Origin of the sequence: Kitasatospora sp. NPDC059673 (genome assembly GCF_042734215.1) — a bacterium.
Classification (GTDB): Bacteria; Actinomycetota; Actinomycetes; order Streptomycetales; family Streptomycetaceae; genus Kitasatospora.
In genome coordinates, this window is record NZ_JBHWEN010000003.1 from 150,542 (window position 1) to 166,928 (window position 16,387).

General features: G+C 72.2%; 17 protein-coding genes. 11 read left to right on the top strand and 6 right to left on the bottom strand.

Annotation, left to right across the window (positions count from 1 at the left end; all coding sequences use genetic code 11):
- Window positions 1-12 precede the first annotated feature (12 nt).
- The 10 genes from ACFV18_RS05415 (at window position 13) to ACFV18_RS05460 (ending at window position 10,008) form a co-directional block, all read left to right on the top strand.
- On the top strand, window positions 13-1,257 hold the full coding sequence (locus tag ACFV18_RS05415; protein WP_380479533.1) for a hypothetical protein: 1,245 nt from the start codon (window positions 13-15) through the stop codon (window positions 1,255-1,257).
- On the top strand, window positions 1,254-1,670 hold the full coding sequence (locus tag ACFV18_RS05420; RefSeq protein WP_380479535.1) for a hypothetical protein: 417 nt from the start codon (window positions 1,254-1,256) through the stop codon (window positions 1,668-1,670). Before ACFV18_RS05415 ends, ACFV18_RS05420 begins: the two co-directional genes overlap by 4 nt.
- A 15-nt stretch (window positions 1,671-1,685) precedes the next feature.
- Complete coding sequence (locus ACFV18_RS05425; RefSeq protein WP_380479537.1) at window positions 1,686-2,894, top strand: MFS transporter; 1,209 nt, start codon at window positions 1,686-1,688, stop codon at window positions 2,892-2,894.
- A complete protein-coding gene (locus ACFV18_RS05430) occupies window positions 2,891-4,735 on the top strand; it encodes a Cof-type HAD-IIB family hydrolase (RefSeq protein WP_380479539.1) in 1,845 nt (614 codons plus the stop codon). Before ACFV18_RS05425 ends, ACFV18_RS05430 begins: the two co-directional genes overlap by 4 nt.
- Window positions 4,736-4,752: 17 nt before the next feature.
- The gene (locus ACFV18_RS05435; RefSeq protein WP_380479541.1) at window positions 4,753-6,108 is read left to right on the top strand and encodes a cation:proton antiporter; all 1,356 of its coding nucleotides are present in this window, start codon (window positions 4,753-4,755) and stop codon (window positions 6,106-6,108) included.
- A gap of 40 nt (window positions 6,109-6,148) precedes the next feature.
- Window positions 6,149-6,985: an S-methyl-5'-thioadenosine phosphorylase gene (locus ACFV18_RS05440; RefSeq protein WP_380479543.1), complete on the top strand. Its 837-nt coding sequence runs from the start codon at window positions 6,149-6,151 to the stop codon at window positions 6,983-6,985.
- A gap of 111 nt (window positions 6,986-7,096) precedes the next feature.
- Window positions 7,097-7,927, top strand: coding sequence for a hypothetical protein (locus ACFV18_RS05445; RefSeq protein WP_380479545.1), 831 nt, complete (start codon window positions 7,097-7,099; stop codon window positions 7,925-7,927).
- A gap of 62 nt (window positions 7,928-7,989) precedes the next feature.
- Window positions 7,990-8,595 (top strand): histidine phosphatase family protein, encoded by a 606-nt coding sequence (locus tag ACFV18_RS05450; protein ID WP_380479547.1) that lies wholly within the window; start codon window positions 7,990-7,992, stop codon window positions 8,593-8,595.
- A gap of 47 nt (window positions 8,596-8,642) precedes the next feature.
- A complete protein-coding gene (locus tag ACFV18_RS05455; protein ID WP_380479549.1) occupies window positions 8,643-9,227 on the top strand; it encodes a cupin domain-containing protein in 585 nt (194 codons plus the stop codon).
- 4 nt (window positions 9,228-9,231) lie between these two features.
- Window positions 9,232-10,008, top strand: a complete 777-nt coding sequence (locus tag ACFV18_RS05460) for an SDR family NAD(P)-dependent oxidoreductase (RefSeq protein ID WP_380479551.1) — start codon at window positions 9,232-9,234, stop codon at window positions 10,006-10,008.
- Between the two features lie 80 nt (window positions 10,009-10,088).
- Here ACFV18_RS05460 and ACFV18_RS05465 read toward each other — a convergent pair whose 3' ends face one another.
- Both ACFV18_RS05465 and ACFV18_RS05470 read right to left on the bottom strand, forming a co-directional pair.
- Window positions 10,089-10,793 (bottom strand): response regulator transcription factor, encoded by a 705-nt coding sequence (locus ACFV18_RS05465; protein ID WP_380479553.1) that lies wholly within the window; start codon window positions 10,791-10,793, stop codon window positions 10,089-10,091.
- Window positions 10,794-11,172: 379 nt separating this feature from the next.
- A complete protein-coding gene (locus ACFV18_RS05470; RefSeq protein WP_380479870.1) occupies window positions 11,173-11,667 on the bottom strand; it encodes a nucleoside-diphosphate kinase in 495 nt (164 codons plus the stop codon).
- Window positions 11,668-12,321: 654 nt separating this feature from the next.
- On the opposite strand from ACFV18_RS05470, the gene ACFV18_RS05475 reads away from it, so the two are divergent.
- Window positions 12,322-12,762: a DUF190 domain-containing protein gene (locus ACFV18_RS05475; RefSeq protein ID WP_380479554.1), complete on the top strand. Its 441-nt coding sequence runs from the start codon at window positions 12,322-12,324 to the stop codon at window positions 12,760-12,762.
- Window positions 12,763-12,837: 75 nt separating this feature from the next.
- Here the strand turns inward: ACFV18_RS05475 and ACFV18_RS05480 are convergent, their stop codons facing one another.
- The 4 genes from ACFV18_RS05480 to ACFV18_RS05495 all read right to left on the bottom strand — a co-directional run bounded on the left by ACFV18_RS05480 (window position 12,838) and on the right by ACFV18_RS05495 (window position 16,349).
- Complete coding sequence (locus tag ACFV18_RS05480; protein WP_380479555.1) at window positions 12,838-13,575, bottom strand: isocitrate lyase/phosphoenolpyruvate mutase family protein; 738 nt, start codon at window positions 13,573-13,575, stop codon at window positions 12,838-12,840.
- 42 nt (window positions 13,576-13,617) lie between these two features.
- Window positions 13,618-14,274, bottom strand: a complete 657-nt coding sequence (locus tag ACFV18_RS05485) for a DsbA family protein (protein ID WP_380479556.1) — start codon at window positions 14,272-14,274, stop codon at window positions 13,618-13,620.
- A gap of 261 nt (window positions 14,275-14,535) precedes the next feature.
- Window positions 14,536-15,345, bottom strand: a complete 810-nt coding sequence (locus ACFV18_RS05490; protein ID WP_380479558.1) for an ABC transporter permease — start codon at window positions 15,343-15,345, stop codon at window positions 14,536-14,538.
- Window positions 15,342-16,349 (bottom strand): ABC transporter ATP-binding protein, encoded by a 1,008-nt coding sequence (locus ACFV18_RS05495; RefSeq protein ID WP_380479560.1) that lies wholly within the window; start codon window positions 16,347-16,349, stop codon window positions 15,342-15,344. Before ACFV18_RS05495 ends, ACFV18_RS05490 begins: the two co-directional genes overlap by 4 nt.
- Window positions 16,350-16,387: the final 38 nt, after the last annotated feature.

Consider the following 16,387-nt stretch of genomic DNA (forward strand, 5'->3'; position numbering starts at 1 on the left):
GAGGAGCCGGTGTTGACGCGAACCCTGATCTCCGACACGGCGTTCCACCTGGAGCGCGGCTCGGGCCCCGCCGGCCGGGTGCTGGTGGTCGGGGACGACACCGGCACCTCGCGGGCGGGCGCGAGCGCCCAGGGTGTGGCCGTCAGACCCCGGATGCCGCTGCTGACCGACGTGATCCGGGCCTATCCGGCCCGCCCGGCCCGCCTGGTGGTCGCGGCGGACCTGAACGCAGGGAGCGCCTCCTTCCTCGGCCACCTGCGGGCCCTGGCACCGGAACTCGACCTGGCCGCGGTGGTCACCACCGCCGAGGCGGCGGACTCCTCGGTGCGCAGCGCGATCGGCAAGGACGTCGCGCTGCTGGTGCCCGAGCGGACCTCGGACATCGGCCGCGCGGCGGTCGAGTACGCCGGCCGCGCGGCCCGCCGCACCGCCGACCCCGTGATCGTCCAGGGCCCGGTCGGCCAGGCGGTGACGGGACGCGAGAGCGGCCTTCCCGGTGAAGGACTGCGCGGCGTGGTCGAGGGCGCGTCACCCGGCGACGGCCGCCACCGCTGGGCGGCCGGGCGCCGCCCGGAGCTCCCCGTCTACCGCACCGCCGGCAGTCCGCTCGGGGCGCTGGTGAGCCGGCCCGCCGGGGTGTCGATGGCACACGGCCTGGAGTCGGTGCTGCGCCGCCGGCTGGCCCGGACGGTGGCGAAGTCCCGGGTGGTCCTGGTCGGGTACGAGGGAGCGGCGCCGTCCGCGGCCGCGACGCTGCACAGCCTGGGCGCCCTGGTGGGGGTGCACGACCCCGACCCGATCCGGGCCTGCGCGGCCGCCATCGCCGGCCACCGCACCCTCGGCTACCACGAGGCCCTGCAGTGGGCGGACGTGGTGGTCGACCTGACCGGTGAGCTGCTGCGCGACGAGACCGCCCTGAACGGGCTGAAGGACGACAGCGTGGTCCTCACGCCGGAGCCGCAGTGGTGCACCGTGCCGCCCGGACCGCTGCCGGGTCTCGCGATCACCGAGACCTACGAGGGGCTGACCCTCTGCCGGACGGCACAGGGGTCGCTGCACCTGCTCTCCGGGCTGTGCGGTTCGCACGACGGCGGGGAACTCCCCGGGCCGCTGCACGACCTGGTGAGCGCCGAACTCTACCTGTGCGTGCGGGAGTTGGCCGCAAGACCGCACCAGCGGGGCTTCCATCACCTGGGAGCCCCGGAGTGTGCGGACCTGGCGCATCGTTGGTACCAGATCTATGGGGTGGTGTGGTGAACGGCTCGGTGTCCGAGGCGGTCGAGGTCGAATGGGAGCCGGGGCGCGGCCGGCTGCGGGTGCGGGTCGGCGGGCCGCGGGTGCGGCCCGGAACCGACCAGCCGTCACCCGCGGAGTTCGTCGCGCCGGTGGTGCTGGTCCTCTCGGAGGACAGCACCCCGCTCGACGTGGAGGTCCGCGGACTCCCGGCGGAGGCCGTCCGGCGGCTGTCCCCGTACAGCGCGGTGCGGCACCGGGCCCCGGCCAGTGACGTCGTGTCACTGGACTACGAGGCCGGCTGGCTCTGGGTCCGGCTGGCCGAGGGCACGGCCGCCCGGCGCCTGCACGCAACGGCCACCGTCCGGCTGGCGCCCGGGGAACGGTTCGGCGGGATCGACCTGGACCTCCGGCCGGGCACGGCCACGGCGAACTGAGACGAGAGCCGGTCAATGACGCACGCCTACCGGGACTGCCTGGGCAGCCCGCACGCCAAGTACCTCTTCGCCACCAACCTGCTCGGCCGCCTGCCCAACGGCATGGCCCCGCTCGGCATCGCCATCTTCCTGCGCTCGCGCCACTTCGACTTCGGCACGGTCGGTTTGATCACGGCGCTGTACGGCCTCTCCATGGCCGTCGGCGGACCAGTGCTCGGGCGCGCGGTGGACCGGTTCGGCCAGCCGCTGGTCCTGGTGCCCAGCGCGATCGGCTCCGCCGCGGGCCTGCTCTGGCTGATGGCGTCGGACGGCCGGAGCGCGGTGGCGGCGGCCGCCGCCGTCTGCGCGGCCGGCCTGCTCTCACCGCCGTTGGAGCCCTGTCTGCGCACGCTGTGGCCGAGCCTGCTGGCCGACCCCCGGGCGATCTCGGCGGCCTTCGCGCTGGACGCCTCGCTCCAGGAGGTGGTGTTCGTCAGCGGGCCGCTCCTGGTGGTGCTGATCTCGGCCGTGCTCTCGTCCGCGGCAGTGCTGCCGGTGACCGCGCTGGCGATGCTGGCCGGCACGGCGGGCTACGTGCTGCCCGCACCGGTGCACCGCTGGCGTGCGGAGCCCCGCCGTCCCGACTGGGCGGGGCCGCTGCGCTCCTCGGTGCTGCGGCGGCTGCTGCTCACCCTGGGCTGCGTCGGGATCGGACTCGGGGCGCTCAACATCGCGACGGTCGCCTACCAGGAACATGTCGGCCGGTCCGGCCTCTCCGGTGTCCTGCTCGGCGCGAACGCGCTGGGTGCCCTGATCGGGGGCCTGGTGTACGGCGCCCGGAGCTGGCCGCTGTCGGTGCCGCGCCGGCTAATGCTGCTGCTGGCCGCCTCGGCGGTCTGCTACCTGCCCCTGGTGGCGCAGGCGTCCCCGCTGCCCACCACCGTCCTGGTCTTCTGCGCCGGACTGTTCCTCGCCCCGATCCTGACCTGCGGGTTCTCCATCATCGGCGAGGTGGCTCCGCGGGGCACCGCCACCGAGGCCTTCGCCTGGATGGTGACGGCGGTGCTCACCGGGAACGCGGCCGGCTCCTCGCTGGCCGGACTGACGCAGCAGCAGGTCGCCCTGTGGGCCGTGCTTCTCATCCCCGGCCTCGCCATGCTCGTCGCCACGCTGGCGGCGACCACGGTGGGGCGCGGGCCGACCGTACCGACCGACACCGCCGCATTGGAAGTGATGAACCGATGAACCGCCTGGTGATCGTCAGCGACCTGGACGGCACCCTCCTCGACCCCGCCGGCCGGATCACCCCCCGGACCCACGCCGCCGTGCGGGCGGCCACCGAGGAGGGACACCTCTTCGTCGTCGCGACCGGCCGCCCGGTGCGGGACGTCCGCCCCATCGCCGAGGCGCTGGGACACCGCTCCATCGCGGTCTGCGGCAACGGCTCGATCTCCTACGACTTCGCCCGCGACGAGGTGGTGGACTACCGCCCGCTGTCCCGGGCGGCGGCGGCGCAGGCGCTGACCGAGATCCGCCGGGCGCTGCCCGAGGCCGCGTTCGGCGCCGAACGCCGGCTCGAACTGGTCCTGGAGGACGGATTCGACCTGGACCCCGCCCTCTGCGGGGAGGCGGTGCGCGGCGCCCGGCTGGAGCAGGTCCTGGACGACCGGGGCTTCGGCAAGCTCATCGTCCAGGCACCCGGAACCGCCCACGACTACTACCGGACGGTGCGCGAGCTGCTGCCGGGCGACTTCGAGGTGACGGTCTCCACCTCGGCGTTCTGCGAGGTCACCCGGGCGGGGGTGGACAAGGCGACGGCCCTGACCCGGCTGGTGCGCCGGCTCGGCGTCGAGCACTGGGAGACCGTCGCCTTCGGCGACATGCCCAACGACCTGCCCATGCTCGCCTGGGCGGGCACCGCCGTCGCGGTCGCCAACGCCCACCCGGATGTGCTGGCCGCCGTCGGCCAGGTGACCGCCGCCAACAGCGACGACGGTGTGGCCCGCCATCTCGAACGCCTGACCGTGACCGAGACCCCTCCGCTGACGAAAGGTCGAACTTCCATGGACGTGGCTCTGCTCGGGACCCGACGGGGTGCCACGCACGCGCGGTGGCTCGTCGGCGCCCCCGACCTCCACCTGACCGCGGTCGCCTGCGCCGGTGACCAGGAGTCGGCGCGGCGGCTCGCCACCGCGCTGGCCCCCGCCGCCGCGGTGACCGACGACGCGCTCGGCCTGCTCGCGACCCGCGAGTCGGGACTCGTCGTGGTCGCCGCGCCCACGGACACCCACGACGAGCTGATCGAGGTGGCCCTGGAGCGCGGCCTGAGCGTGCTGTGCGAGGTGCCGCTCGCGCCGAGCGCCGAGCGGGCCCGCAAGCTCGCCGAGCGCGCCGCGGCCACCGGCGGCGACGCCTTCGTCTCCTTCCAGTGGCGGGAGAACGCCGCCGTCCGGGACCTTCGCGACGCGCTGACGGACCGTCGGCTGGGCGAACTGCTCACCCTGGAGATCGACTTCCACGACGACTCGCAGGCCACCCCGGCGACCGCCTCCCCGTGGCGCCAGCGCCAGGAACTGGCCGGCGGCGGCGCGCTGGCCGAGCTCGGGACCCACGCGTTCGACCTGCTGCGTTTCACCACCGGGGCCGTTGACTGGGCGGTCGAATGGGGCTGGACCGAGCAGCTCCACGCGCAGCGCATCGGTACCCATGGTCCGGTGCCCACCGACGTCGACGACCTCGCCCAGTGCTGGCTGCGGGCGTCCGCCACCCGCGCCCGGGTGGCGGTGTCCCGGATCAGCGCCGGTCACCGCCGGCTCGAACTCTTCGCCCTGGGCAGCCTCGGCAGCGCCCGCCTGGTGGCCGACCCCAGCGACGGCTCGGCCGTCCTCACCTTCCGCGGCGGCTCACGCACCGCCCAGCAGACCTACGCCCCCACCACGATGAGCCCCTACCCGCGCCTCGCCGGCACCCCCGGTGCCCGGGCCGACCTGGCGACCTTCGAGGACGGGCTGGCGGCCGCCGAACTCGTCGAACAGGCCGTGCGGGCGAGCAGGCAGCCGGCCGGCCGCGCCACCTCGGGGGAGTAGCCGTGTCGCCGAGAACCGTGGACGTCGCGCACATCCTGATCGCCCTGGTCGCCCTGCTGGGCGCGGCACACATCGGCGGGTACCTCTTCCACGCGATCCGGCAGCCGCCGGTGATCGGAGAGATCCTGGGCGGCCTGTGCCTGGGGCCGACCGTCCTGGGACAGCTGGCTCCCGGGGCGCAGAAGTGGCTCTTCCCGTCCGGCGGCCCGACGCCCGCCGTCCTTGGCGCGCTGTACCACCTCGGGCTGCTCCTCCTGGTCTATCTGACGGGCACGGAGATGCGGGGGCGACGGGCCAGGACCGAGCGCCGGACGGTGCTCTCGGTGGCGGTGTCCGGCCTGGTCCTGCCCTTTCTGTTCGGGCTGCTGGTCGCCATGGCGGTCGATCTGAACGGCCTGGCCGGCCCGCACGGCTCGTCCGCCACACTGGCCCTGATCTTCGGAATGGCCGTGGCCATCACGAGCATTCCGGTGATTTCCAGAATCATGATGGATCTGGGCGTCATCGACACCGCGTTCGCCCGCATCGTTCTCGCCGTGGCGGTGGTGGAAGACATTCTTCTCTACGTGGTCCTGGCCGTCACGCTCGGCCTGGCGCAGGCCCGGACGGGAGATTCCTACGGCCTGCCGAAGGCCCTCGGAATCGACACCATCGGGGAATCCATCGCATATTTCACGCTCGCCCCACTGGTCTTTATGCTACTGTTTGCCTGGCGCGGTCGAATATGGTTCGAAAAGCTGGCCGCCACGCGTTTCAATATGATCGAGGGCCGCGCCCCCGCGGCTTTCCGCATGATCCTGGTCTTCGTGATGTGCGTCGCCGCCATCGGCCTGGGGATCGACCCCGTGTTCGGGGCGCTGATGGCCGGGCTCTGCGCCGCCGTCCCGTCCCGGAAGGGCACGACCCCGGCGTCGGCGGGGGGCGAGGAGCCCGGGGCGGCGCTCAAGGAAATGACGCTGGCGTTCTTCGTCCCGGTGTATTTCGCGGTCGTGGGGCTCCGGCTCGATCTCGCCCGCCACCTCGACGTGGTGTTCTTCTGTTGGTTCCTCGCCTTCGCCTGCGTCGTCAAGTCGATCAGCGTCTGGCTGGGTGCGAGGCTCGCCGGGCAGGACAACTCCTCGGCGGCCAACATCGCGATCGCCATGAATGCGCGGGGCGGCCCGGGGATTGTCCTCGCCTCGACCTCCTTCGCCGCCGGGGTGATCAACGAGAACCTCTTCACCGCGCTCGTCCTGCTCTCCCTGGTCACCTCGCAGGCGGCGGGAGCATGGCTCGGAAGAATCGTTCGGCGGGGTCTTCCGCTGACCGTCCCGGAAAAGCCCGGGGCGCCGGAGGCCGAAGAAACGGAGGGCGCCGCCAGAATTCCCGCATGACTTGGACACAGCAGTTCCAGACGACTCCATGGGGCATTTGATGAGTGAAATTGACGGCGCCGAGATAGGCGTCATCGGCGGATCGGGCTTCTACTCCCTCCTCGACGGCATCACCGAGGTGGCGGTCGACACCCCGTACGGCGCGCCGAGCGACAAGCTGCTGCTCGGGGAGGTGGCCGGCCGGCGGGTGGCCTTCCTGCCGCGCCACGGGCGCGGCCACTCGCTCCCCCCGCACCGGATCAACTACCGCGCCAACCTCTGGGCGCTCCGGTCGGTGGGCGTGCGCCAGGTGATCGCCCCCTGCGCCACCGGCGGACTGCGCCCCGAGTTCGGACCCGGGACCCTGGTGGTGCCCGACCAACTGGTGGACCGCACGTACGGGCGCGAGCAGACCTTCTACGACGGCGAGCCGCGGGCCGACGGCCTGCGCCCCAACGTCGTCCACATCCCGCTCGCCGACCCGTACTGCCCCGACGGCCGGCGGCAGGCCGTGGCCGTCGCCGGCCGGGCCGGCTGGGAGCCGCAGGACGGCGGGACCCTGGTCGTCATTCAGGGGCCCCGGTTCTCGACCCGCGCCGAATCGCGCTGGCACGCGGCCCAGGGCTGGTCGGTGGTCGGCATGACCGGCTACCCCGAGGCGGCCCTCGCCCGCGAACTCGGCCTCTGCTACACGTCCATCGCGATGGTCACCGACCTCGACGCGGGCGTGGAGGTCGGTGAAGGGGTCACCCACGAGGAGGTCCTCAAGGTCTTCTCGGAGAACATCGAACGCCTGCGCACCGTCATCCTCGACCTGGTGACCGAGCTCCCCGCCGAGCGGAACTGCCTCTGCAGCAAGGCCCTCGACGGTGTGGACACCGGCCTGCCGCTCCCCTGATCCGAAGGCACCTCAGAAAGCACCTCTGAAGGCACATCCGAAGGCACCGGCTTCCCACCCACCATGACACCTCCCCGGGAGACCGGGGGGACGAGCGAAGGAAGTGACACCGTGACCACCACGCCCAAGATGCCGGAGAACGAGGCCGTCTACACCAAGAAGGGCGACTTCGTGGTGTTCAACCAGCTCGCCCTGAAGATCGAGATGGACGCCGTCTCCAACGAGGACTACTACGCCTGGCTGGACGACATGGCCGCGACCATCGGCGACCTGGTGCCGGGCGCCCAGATCGCCGAGAAGGAGAACGCGCGGGTCACCCCGCCGCTCAACACGGCGATCTACTACGACACCGAGGACTTCCGCATCCTGAACACCGGTGCGCTGCTGCGGACTTCCTGCAACAAGATCACCCACGCCTTCTGCGCCTTCAAGGCCGCACAGGACGAGAACCACGTCCGCAAGGACCACCGCTACGTCTTCGACGGCGAGGAGAAGCGCACCATCCAGGCCGCCCCCGACTCGCCCGAGGCCGTGGCCGTCGTCAAGCGGCTGCTCGCCCGCACCGACATCGAGCACCCCGGCCGGCACCTGGAGGAGAACTACGGCATCCCGCCCCAGGAGCTGTTCCCGGCCCTGAAGCTGGACGACTACCGCTACACGTTCTTCGTCTGGCTCGACAAGCGCGACGCGCTCCGGTGCAGCATCGACCGGGCGTTCGTCAGCAACCTCCGCCTTCCGGAGGCCGAGCGCGAGGTCAAGCCGGTCAGCGAGGTCGAGCTGGCGATCTACCCGCGGATCGACCCCGAGGTGGCCAAGGACCCGCGGGTGGTCGAGCTGATCAAGACCCTGTCCGAGAACCTCTGCAAGCGGTTCGACACCCGGGTGACCGCGGACATCAAGTACCAGCGCTCGGCCAAGGCCCTGGGCATGGGCAACCGCTGAGCCGACGACAGCGGGCGGACGGCGGGCGGATGGCGAGCAGACCGAGCGGACGGAGAGGCGATATGAAGATCTACCTGGCCCGGCACGGGCAGTCGACCTGGCAGCTCGATCCGAGCGACGACCTGGACACCCCGCTCAGCGACACCGGGCACCGGCAGGCACAGCTGCTCGCCGCCTGGCTCGCCGACCACCCGGCCCTCGACCACAAGGGCCGGCTGGAGGTCGCCGCCCTCCGCACCAGCCCGCTGAAGCGCGCGCAGGAGACGGCCGGCCACCTCTCCCGGGCACTGGACCTTCCGGTGGAGATCCAACCCACCCTGGCGGAGGCCCCGTTCCACGTGGTGGACGAGCTGCCGCGGGCACCGGCTCCGTTCGAGCCGGTGCCCGCCGGGTACCGGCTCTCCGAGCGCTACCTCCGGTTCCAGAAGCAGGCCGGGGAGGCGCTGGCCGAACTCGCGGAGCTGAGCGAACAGATCGACGGCCCGGTCCTGGCCGTCACCCACGGCGGGCTGATCAAGACCGTGCTGCGGGTGATCGCGCAGACCGATCTGACGTGCTTTCAGATCTACAACAGCGGTATCGTGGCGCTGGATTGGAAGAACGGGCGGTGGCGCCTGCTCCACCTCAATCTCTGGGACCACCTGCCGCCCGAGCTTCGAATGACCTGATCCATCCCGCCCCGCCCGGGGGCCGGGCCCGGCCATGGAACGGATGCATGAGCGACAGTCAGAAACCCACGGCCGCGGAGCTCGCCGAGCACTTCCGACTGAACCCCATGCCGCTGGAGGGCGGCCTCTTCCGCCGCACCTGGTCCGGCGCTCCGCAGCAGGACGGGCGGGCGGCCGGATCGGCGATCATGGTGCTGCTCTCGGCGGAGGACGGCACGTTCTCCGCCATGCACCGCCTCCCCGGCGACGAGGTCTGGCACCACTACCTGGGCGCGCCGGTCGAGATGGTCCTCCTGCACCCGGACGGCAGCGGTGACGTCGTGGTGCTCGGGCCGGACGTGCTGAACGGCCAGCAGGTCCAGCTGATCGTCCCGGGCGGCACCTGGATGGGCGGATCGGTGGCCCCGGGCGGCGACTGGTCGCTGTTCGGCTGCACGATGGCGCCCGGGTTCGTCGCCACCGACTACGAGGGCGGGGAGGCCGACGAGCTCTGCGCCCGGTATCCGCGGCTGGCCGACCGGATCCGGGCGCTCTGCCGCCCGGGCCAGCCGCTGCGTCATCCCGCGGATGCCTCGCCGGACCTCCTCGTCGGCGGATCAGAGGACCTCGTCAACGACGGACCGGAAGGCTGAGCCCGTGGCAGATTCCCTTCGGCTTCCCGACCTGAGCGGTCAGGTCGCCCTGGTGACCGGCGCCGGGGGCGGGATCGGCCGGGCCATCGCCCGGCAGTTCGCCCTCGCGGGGGCGAAGGTCGTGGTGCACTACCGCACGGCGGCGGGCGCCGCCGAAGCCGTCGTGCGGGCGATCGAGGACGAGGGCGGCGCGGCGTTCGCCGTCGGTGCCGACCTGGGCCAGGAGGGCGAGTGCCGGCGCCTGGTGCAGGCCGCGGTCGAGCGCTTCGGCCGACTGGACGCCCTGGTCAACAACGCGGGGCTGCAACCCACCCAGGATCTGGCCGGGATGGAACTCGCCGACTGGCGGGCCGTGGTGGACACCAATCTGAGCAGCGTCTTCTCCTGCACCCAGGCGGCTGCCGCCGTCATGCGCGGACAGGGCGGGGGGTCGGTCACCCACATCGCGTCCATCGAGGGCACCCAGCCGGCGCTTCGGCACGCGCACTACGCCTCGTCCAAGGCGGCGATCATCATGCACGCCCGGGCGGCCGCACTGGAGTACGGCGCGGCGGGAGTGCGCGTGAACAGCGTCTCGCCCGGGCTGATCGACCGGGACGGCCTCGCCGAGAACTGGCCCGAGGGCGTGGAACGTTGGCAGCGGGCCGTACCGCTGGGGCGGCTCGGCCGGGCGAGCGACGTGGCCAACGCCTGCGTCTTCCTCGCCTCACCGCTCGCCGAGTGGATCAGCGGGCACAACCTGGTGGTCGACGGCGGAGTCTCGGCTCGTCCCACCTGGTAGTCGCACGCGTGGACGATCGGCAGCGGCCACCAGGCGGGACGGGCGGAACTCAGCGCGGGACGGGCGAGCTCGCGGCGGGATCAGGTTGCCGAGACGATGCCGAGGTCGACGGCGGCCAGGGCCATCTCGGTCCGGTTGCTGCAGTCGAACTTCACCAGCAGGTTGGAGACATGGCGCTTCGCGCCGTGGATCGAGATCCCGAGCGAACTGGCGATCTGCTGGTTCCCCTGCCCCTGCGCCAGCAGGGTGAGGACCGCGCGTTCGCGTTCGGTCAGCCGGCCGGGGCTGCGGAGGTTTCCGGTCCGGCCGCGTTGGGCGATCAGTTCCCGGGCCATCGAAGCGGGCAGCGGCATCTCGCCCCTGAGCAGCTTCTCGAAGGTGTTCTGCAGGTCGGCCACCGTGAGGTCGAAGCCGAGGAGGTAGCCGTCCGCCGGTTGTGCGGTGGCCTGGATCAGGCGTGCGCGCTGCTCGTTGGGGAGGGTGATCAGGAGCTTGGTTCGGCTGCGGAGGTGCGGCAGGACCGGCCCGAGGCAGTCCACCCGGGAGTTCAACGGCAGGACGCACACGTCGAACTGCTCGTTCTCCGAAAGGTGTTGTGCCTCGTCCGCCCTGCGCAGCACCTTGGCCCGGCCGATCGCCGGGACCTGGCCCAGCAGGGTGGGCAGCCCGTAGTAGGAGATGTCGTCGTGCGCGAGCCAGAGGACCGACAGGCCGCCGGCGCGGGGGGCGCTCTGGCCTGTCGTGTTCAGCCCGGGCTGGACGTTCTGTGGTGTTGGGTAAGACACGTGTCCCTCATCGTCCTGGGGGTGACCAAGCGCTTTCCGGTGAGGTGCACTTGATGGACGCCGACTGACTGTTGGCCGGTGGTTCAGCAGGGCGACTTGCCCGCGCGCTGCCGGTCGGGCTGGCGTGCGGTGGCCGGGAGCATGCGTCACCGAGGTGCGCACACGCGCCGACTGGCAGGGGCTCACGGCGAACGGCGAGGATCACTGCGACAGTGGCGCGGGCAGGTGGACCGGAAGAACCGTCCTGTCACACCCACCACTGCCACATCCCCCGGCGTGTCCTCGTCAAACACCCACCCTGTGACGATCGTTACACTATCCGTTAATCCGCGCAAGTGTGGCACAGAATCCACACGCGACTCCTGGCAACCCATCCGGCTCAGCCGCTGAAGGCCCCGGCTGCTGTCGGATAGTCGAACAACTCCGGCTTGCTGAACCAGAGTTCGATCTCCTGCTCGGCCTCGGCCCGGTTGGCCGAGGCGTGGACGAGGTTGGCGACGCCCTTGCCGGTGGCGAGCGTCGCGGCCGGGCTGTGGTGCGAGAAGTCGCCCCGGATGGTGCCCGGGGCCGCCTCGCTCGGAAACGCGTGGCCCAGCATTTTCCGCATGGTCGCCACCACGTCGAAGCCCTCGAGCGCCAGCGCGATCACCGGCCCCTGCTGCATGAACCTGGCCGTCATCGCGTAGACCTGATCCCCGTGCCGCTCCGCCAGGTCGAAGTAGTGGCGACGGCAGAGATCCGCGTCCATCCACCGCATCTTCGCCCCGACGATCCGCAGGCCGGCGTCCTCGAAGCGGGCGATGATCCGGCCCGCCAGTCCGCGGGCCAGCGTGTCCGGCTTGAGCAGCACCAGCGTTCGTTCGGTGCCGGGCACCGGAGCGCCCCCGCCGGTGCGGGGATCCGCGTCGCAGAGGTTCTGGTTGGCGTACGCGCGCTCGCCGGTGACCTCGCGCCCGAACCAGGCCGGCGGCACGAACTCCGCCGCCGCCCCGGTGTCCTCGAACTCGACCTCGACCGTCATCAGGCCCGCCAAGTGACCCTCGTACACGTCGAGCTGGGCGACGCCCTCCGGGAGGGTGACCAGGCTTCGCCGCTTGGCCACCCGGGCGCCGTCGGTGGCCGGCCAGAGCTCCGCGAACTGGGCTGCCGTCAGCGGGGATTCGTACTCGATCCGCTCAAGTCCGCTGCCCTGCTTGACGGTGACACTGAACTCCTCTCCCTGCTGCCGCACCCGAACCTCGCAGACGCCGCTCCCGCGCGCCAGATAGCCCTGCCGGACCGGCACGGGGTCGGCCGTCGCCGCCGGGTCGGGGAGGGAAGTGACCAGGAATTTCCGTTCGATCTCGATAGGCACTCGGCGATCCTCCGCCAGGGACGCGCCCCTCGAGTAGGTGCACCTTGAGGCCTGCACTTTCGAGCTGCCCGATGGTGCAGCTCTGATGGCGCACTTGTCCTCCCGGGCGGGGCGGCGAAGCATGGCACACACCGTTCCGGCATCCGGAAGGGTGACAGCTGGCAGGGAGGGGCTGTGCGACCGCTGGAACCGACCGCCGAGGACGCCGGTCGCCCGAACGCCTGGACCACCTCGCCGGCCACCCGCCTCACCATCTCCTTCCCCGACGGAACCCTCTGGCGGCACACCCCGCTCAGCCACGAGATCATTCGGCGCGCCAAACAGGCCGGAATCGCATACGCCCACGCCACCCGGGCGATCGAAGGCATCGGCCCCGACGGGCGCATCCACAGCACGCGGATCCTGAGCCTGACCGACGCCGTACCGATCGTCGTCACCGTCATCGACAGCCCGGCCGGGATCGAACGCTTCCTCGACCAGCTGGCGGAGATCAGCGGCAGGGCGACCGTGGTGATGGATCAGGTGCACCTCGTCGGCTTCCACACCGCGGCCGATGCGCCCGGCCACCACCGCTCACGCCACGCGCTGCCCGCTCCGGGCGGCGACCAGGACTGAAGCGGCGCAGGCCCGCCGCCCCGATCCGGGCGGAGGGCCTGCGGCCTGCCTGGTCACTGCGGGTTCACCGCGAGGTCACTGCGGGGCGAGGCGCTGGGCCAGGGCGGTGATATCGGCGGCCGAGTGCTTCTGGAGCGAGCCGCCGTAAGTGACCCGGGCGGCGCCGAGCGCGCCGAGCTGGGCCGGAGTGGTGGTGTCGAGATGGCAGAGCGCGTTCAGCGGGGCCCCGATGCCGGCGGCCAGATCGGGGATGGCGGACTCGGGGGCGAGGATCGGGTAGATCACGTCCGCACCCGCGTCGAGGTAGAGGGCGGCGCGCTCGACGGCGGACTCGACCGCGTGGTCGCCGAACAGGAAGGTGTCCACCCGGGCGTTCAGCACCAGACGGTCGCCGGCGGCGGAGCGCACCTCGGCGAGCCAACCGGCATGCTGCGCCGGGTCCTTGAGCTGCCCGGTGGCGGCGGTGGAGTCCTCCAGGTTGCAGCCGATCACCCCGGCCTCCAGCAGGCGCTCGACGATCTCGGCGGGGGAGAGACCGTAGCCGGCCTCGATGTCGGCGGTCACCGGGACGCCGACCGAGCGGGTGATCCGCTTCAGCGCGGCGAACATCTCGTCGGCGGGGGTGTCCTCGCCGTCCCGGTAGCCGAGCGCGGCGGCGACGGCCGAGCTGGACGTCGCCAGCGCGGTGAAACCGGCGTCCGCGAACGCCCGTGCGCTGACCGCGTCCCAGACGTTGGGAAGGACCAGCGGGTCTGCGGGCTCGGTGCGGTCGTGCAGGGCCAGGAACTCTCCGGCGGTCATGGTGACGGTCATCGGGCGGTCTCCTTCTGCTCGTGGGTGCGGGGGCTACGCCGGTCAGTCGAAGTTGAGCGATCCGGTGCGGGTGCGCTTCAGCTCGAAGAAGTCCGGGAAGCCGGCCAAGGTCCGGGCGGCGTCGAACAGGGCGGCGGCCTGCTCGCCGCGCGGGATCGAGTTCAGCACCGGCCCGAAGAAGGCCACCCCGTCGATGTGGATGGTCGGGGTGCCGACGTCCTCGCCGACCGGGTCCATGCCCTCGTGGTGGCTCTTGCGCAGCGCCTCGTCCCACTGGTCGGTCCCGGCGGCGCCGAGCAGCTCCGCGGGCAGGCCGACCTCGGCGAGGGCCTCGGCGGCGACAGCGGGGAAGTCCTTGTTCCCGCCGTTGTGGATGCGGGTGCCCAGGGCCGTGTACAGCGGCGCCAGCACCTCCTCGCCGTGCTGCGCCGCGGCGGCGGTGCAGATCCGGGTGAGGGCGAGCGAGTTGTCCACCAACTCGCGGTACCAGTCCGGGAGTTCACGGCCCTCGTTCAGCACGTACAGACTCATCACGCGGAACCTGAGGTCCAGCTCGCGGAGTTGCTGGACCTCCAGGATCCAGCGCGAGGTGATCCAGGCGAAGGGGCAGGCCGGGTCGAAGTAGAAGTCGACCTTCGCGGTCGGGGTGGTGCTGGGGGTCAACGCGGCGCCTCCGGTCTCGACTGCGGCGAAGGCCATCCCTGCGCCGGCAGACGGTGATTGACCAACGAAGCGTACGTCGGGCCGGGTTGACGCACCATCACGTTCCTCGCGCGGCGCGCGCTCCTCGGGGCGGGCGCCCGGAAACGGTGGTGGAGGTCCGGGAGGAAGGTGTCGAGGCCGGAGGGCCAGGCATGACGACGGCCCGCCGCGCCCTGAACTCCCGTGCGGTGGCGGGTGGTTCACGGCGGGGACGGGCCGGTCGGGCGTTTCGGTCGGGCGTTCCGGTCAGGTGGCGTGTCAGCCGCGGCGGGGTTCCCAGCGGAGCAGGCGGCGGGAGAGGGCGAAGGCGGCGGCCAGCCAGGCGGCGACCAGGAGCAGGGACGGGGCGGCGGACGTCCAGCCGTGCAGCAGGTCCAGTTCGGGCAGGGGGCCGCCGGTCCAGCTCTCCGTGCCGAACTCGCGGCCGAACCAGGCGGTGCGCAGTCCGCGGATCACCGGCGAGAGCGGGAGGGCGCTCGCCGGGCCGTGCAGCCAGTCGGGCAGGGCGGAGACCGGGGTGAACACGCCCGCCCCGAACATGCACAGCACCAGGACGGGGGTGGCGACCAGAGGTGCGGTCTCGGTGGTCGGGGTGAGCCCGGAGAGGGCCACCGCCAGGACCGAGAACAGCAGGTGGCCGACGAGCAGGGTGAGCAGCAGCAGCCCGGGGTCGGCCGGCGGCGGCGCGCCGAACCAGCCCACCGCGACGCCGCCCAGCACCAGCGCCTGGATCAGCACCACCACCGCGCCCGCGCCCAACTGCCCGGCGAAGACCGCGCTCGGCGGGCACTCGGTGCCGCGCAGCCGCTTGAGCACCAACTCCTCGCGGCGCGCCACCACACTGCCCAGCAGGTTGACGAACGAGGTCACCAGGGCCAGCCCGAGCAGCCCGACCGCCACGTACCCGGCGGCGTTCACCCCGCCGATCTGCTTCTCCCGCAGCGGCGCGGCCACCACCAGGTTGAGCAGCACCGGCAGCAGGAACCCGATGAAGGTGGACCGCCGGTTGCGCCAGAACACCTTCCAGGACAGGCCGAACTGGCCCTTGGCGTACGTGAACCAGCTCATCGGGACGCTCCCTCGGCGGCGGTGGCGGTGGCGGTGGCGGTGGCGGTGGCGGTGGCGGTGGCGGAGTGGGAGGCGGTGGAGGTGTGGTGGTGGGCGGCGGCCAGGTCGAGGAAGACGTCCTCCAGGGAGCTGGAGCGGACCTCCAGGCCGTCGAGCTCGATGCCCTGCGCGGCCGACCAGGCGTGCAGCGCGGCCAGCGCGGGCGCCGAGCGCGGGACCCGGTACGCGGCCCGGCCGTCCGCCAACGACGGGGCGGTGCCGAGGAGTTCGGGGAGGGCGGCAAGCGTGCGGCCGGGCGGCAACGGCAGGGTGATCAGGTCGCCGCGGCCGGACAGCACCTCGTCGACGGTGCCCGCGGCGGCGATCACGCCGCCGTCCATGATGGCCACCCGGTCGGCCAGCTGCTGGGCCTCCTCCAGGTAGTGGGTGGTCAGCACCACCGTGGTGCCGCCCGCCCGCAGTTCCTCGACCAGCCGCCAGGTGGCCCGGCGCGCCTCCGGGTCCATGCCGGTGGTCGGCTCGTCCAGGAACAGCAGCTCGGGGTCGTTCAGCACCGCCAGCGCCAGGTCCAGCCGGCGGCGCTCGCCGCCGGACAGCTGGCCGACCCGGGTGCCGGCCTTCGGCTCCAGCGCCACCCGGGCCAGCACCTCGGCGGTGGGCCGGGCCCGGCTGGTGAAGGTGCGCCAGCAGTCGATGGTCTCCCGCACCGTCAACTCCTTGAAGAATCCGCCCTCCTGGAGCATCGTGCCGGTGCGCCGGCGCACCCGGGTGCCCGCCGTGAACGGATCCAGGCCGAACACCCGGACCCGGCCGGAGGTCGGCGGGTGGTAGCCCTCCAGCACCTCCAGCGTGGTGGTCTTGCCCGCGCCGTTGGTGCCGAGCAGAGCGAACAGCTCACCGCGGGCGATGGAGAAGGAGATGCCGCGCACCGCCTCGTAGTCGCCGTAACTGCGCCGCAGATCCACGACCTCCACGGCCGGATAATTCTCGGAAAGAGGTGTCATGAATGCAGCGTGACGGGTGCGTGCGAGGATCTGCAAGT

Excerpts from the sequence above, each read along its gene's own strand:
- ACFV18_RS05425 (WP_380479537.1), top strand. The coding sequence starts at position 1,686 with ATGACGCACGCCTACCGGGACTGCCTGGGCAGCCCGCACGCCAAGTAC.
- ACFV18_RS05430 (WP_380479539.1), top strand. The coding sequence starts at position 2,891 with ATGAACCGCCTGGTGATCGTCAGCGACCTGGACGGCACCCTCCTCGAC.
- ACFV18_RS05440 (WP_380479543.1), top strand. The coding sequence starts at position 6,149 with ATGAGTGAAATTGACGGCGCCGAGATAGGCGTCATCGGCGGATCGGGC.
- ACFV18_RS05450 (WP_380479547.1), top strand. The coding sequence starts at position 7,990 with ATGAAGATCTACCTGGCCCGGCACGGGCAGTCGACCTGGCAGCTCGAT.
- ACFV18_RS05455 (WP_380479549.1), top strand. The coding sequence starts at position 8,643 with ATGAGCGACAGTCAGAAACCCACGGCCGCGGAGCTCGCCGAGCACTTC.
- ACFV18_RS05480 (WP_380479555.1), bottom strand. The coding sequence starts at position 13,575 with ATGACCGTCACCATGACCGCCGGAGAGTTCCTGGCCCTGCACGACCGC.
- ACFV18_RS05485 (WP_380479556.1), bottom strand. The coding sequence starts at position 14,274 with ATGGCCTTCGCCGCAGTCGAGACCGGAGGCGCCGCGTTGACCCCCAGC.
- ACFV18_RS05490 (WP_380479558.1), bottom strand. The coding sequence starts at position 15,345 with ATGAGCTGGTTCACGTACGCCAAGGGCCAGTTCGGCCTGTCCTGGAAG.
- ACFV18_RS05495 (WP_380479560.1), bottom strand. The coding sequence starts at position 16,349 with ATGACACCTCTTTCCGAGAATTATCCGGCCGTGGAGGTCGTGGATCTG.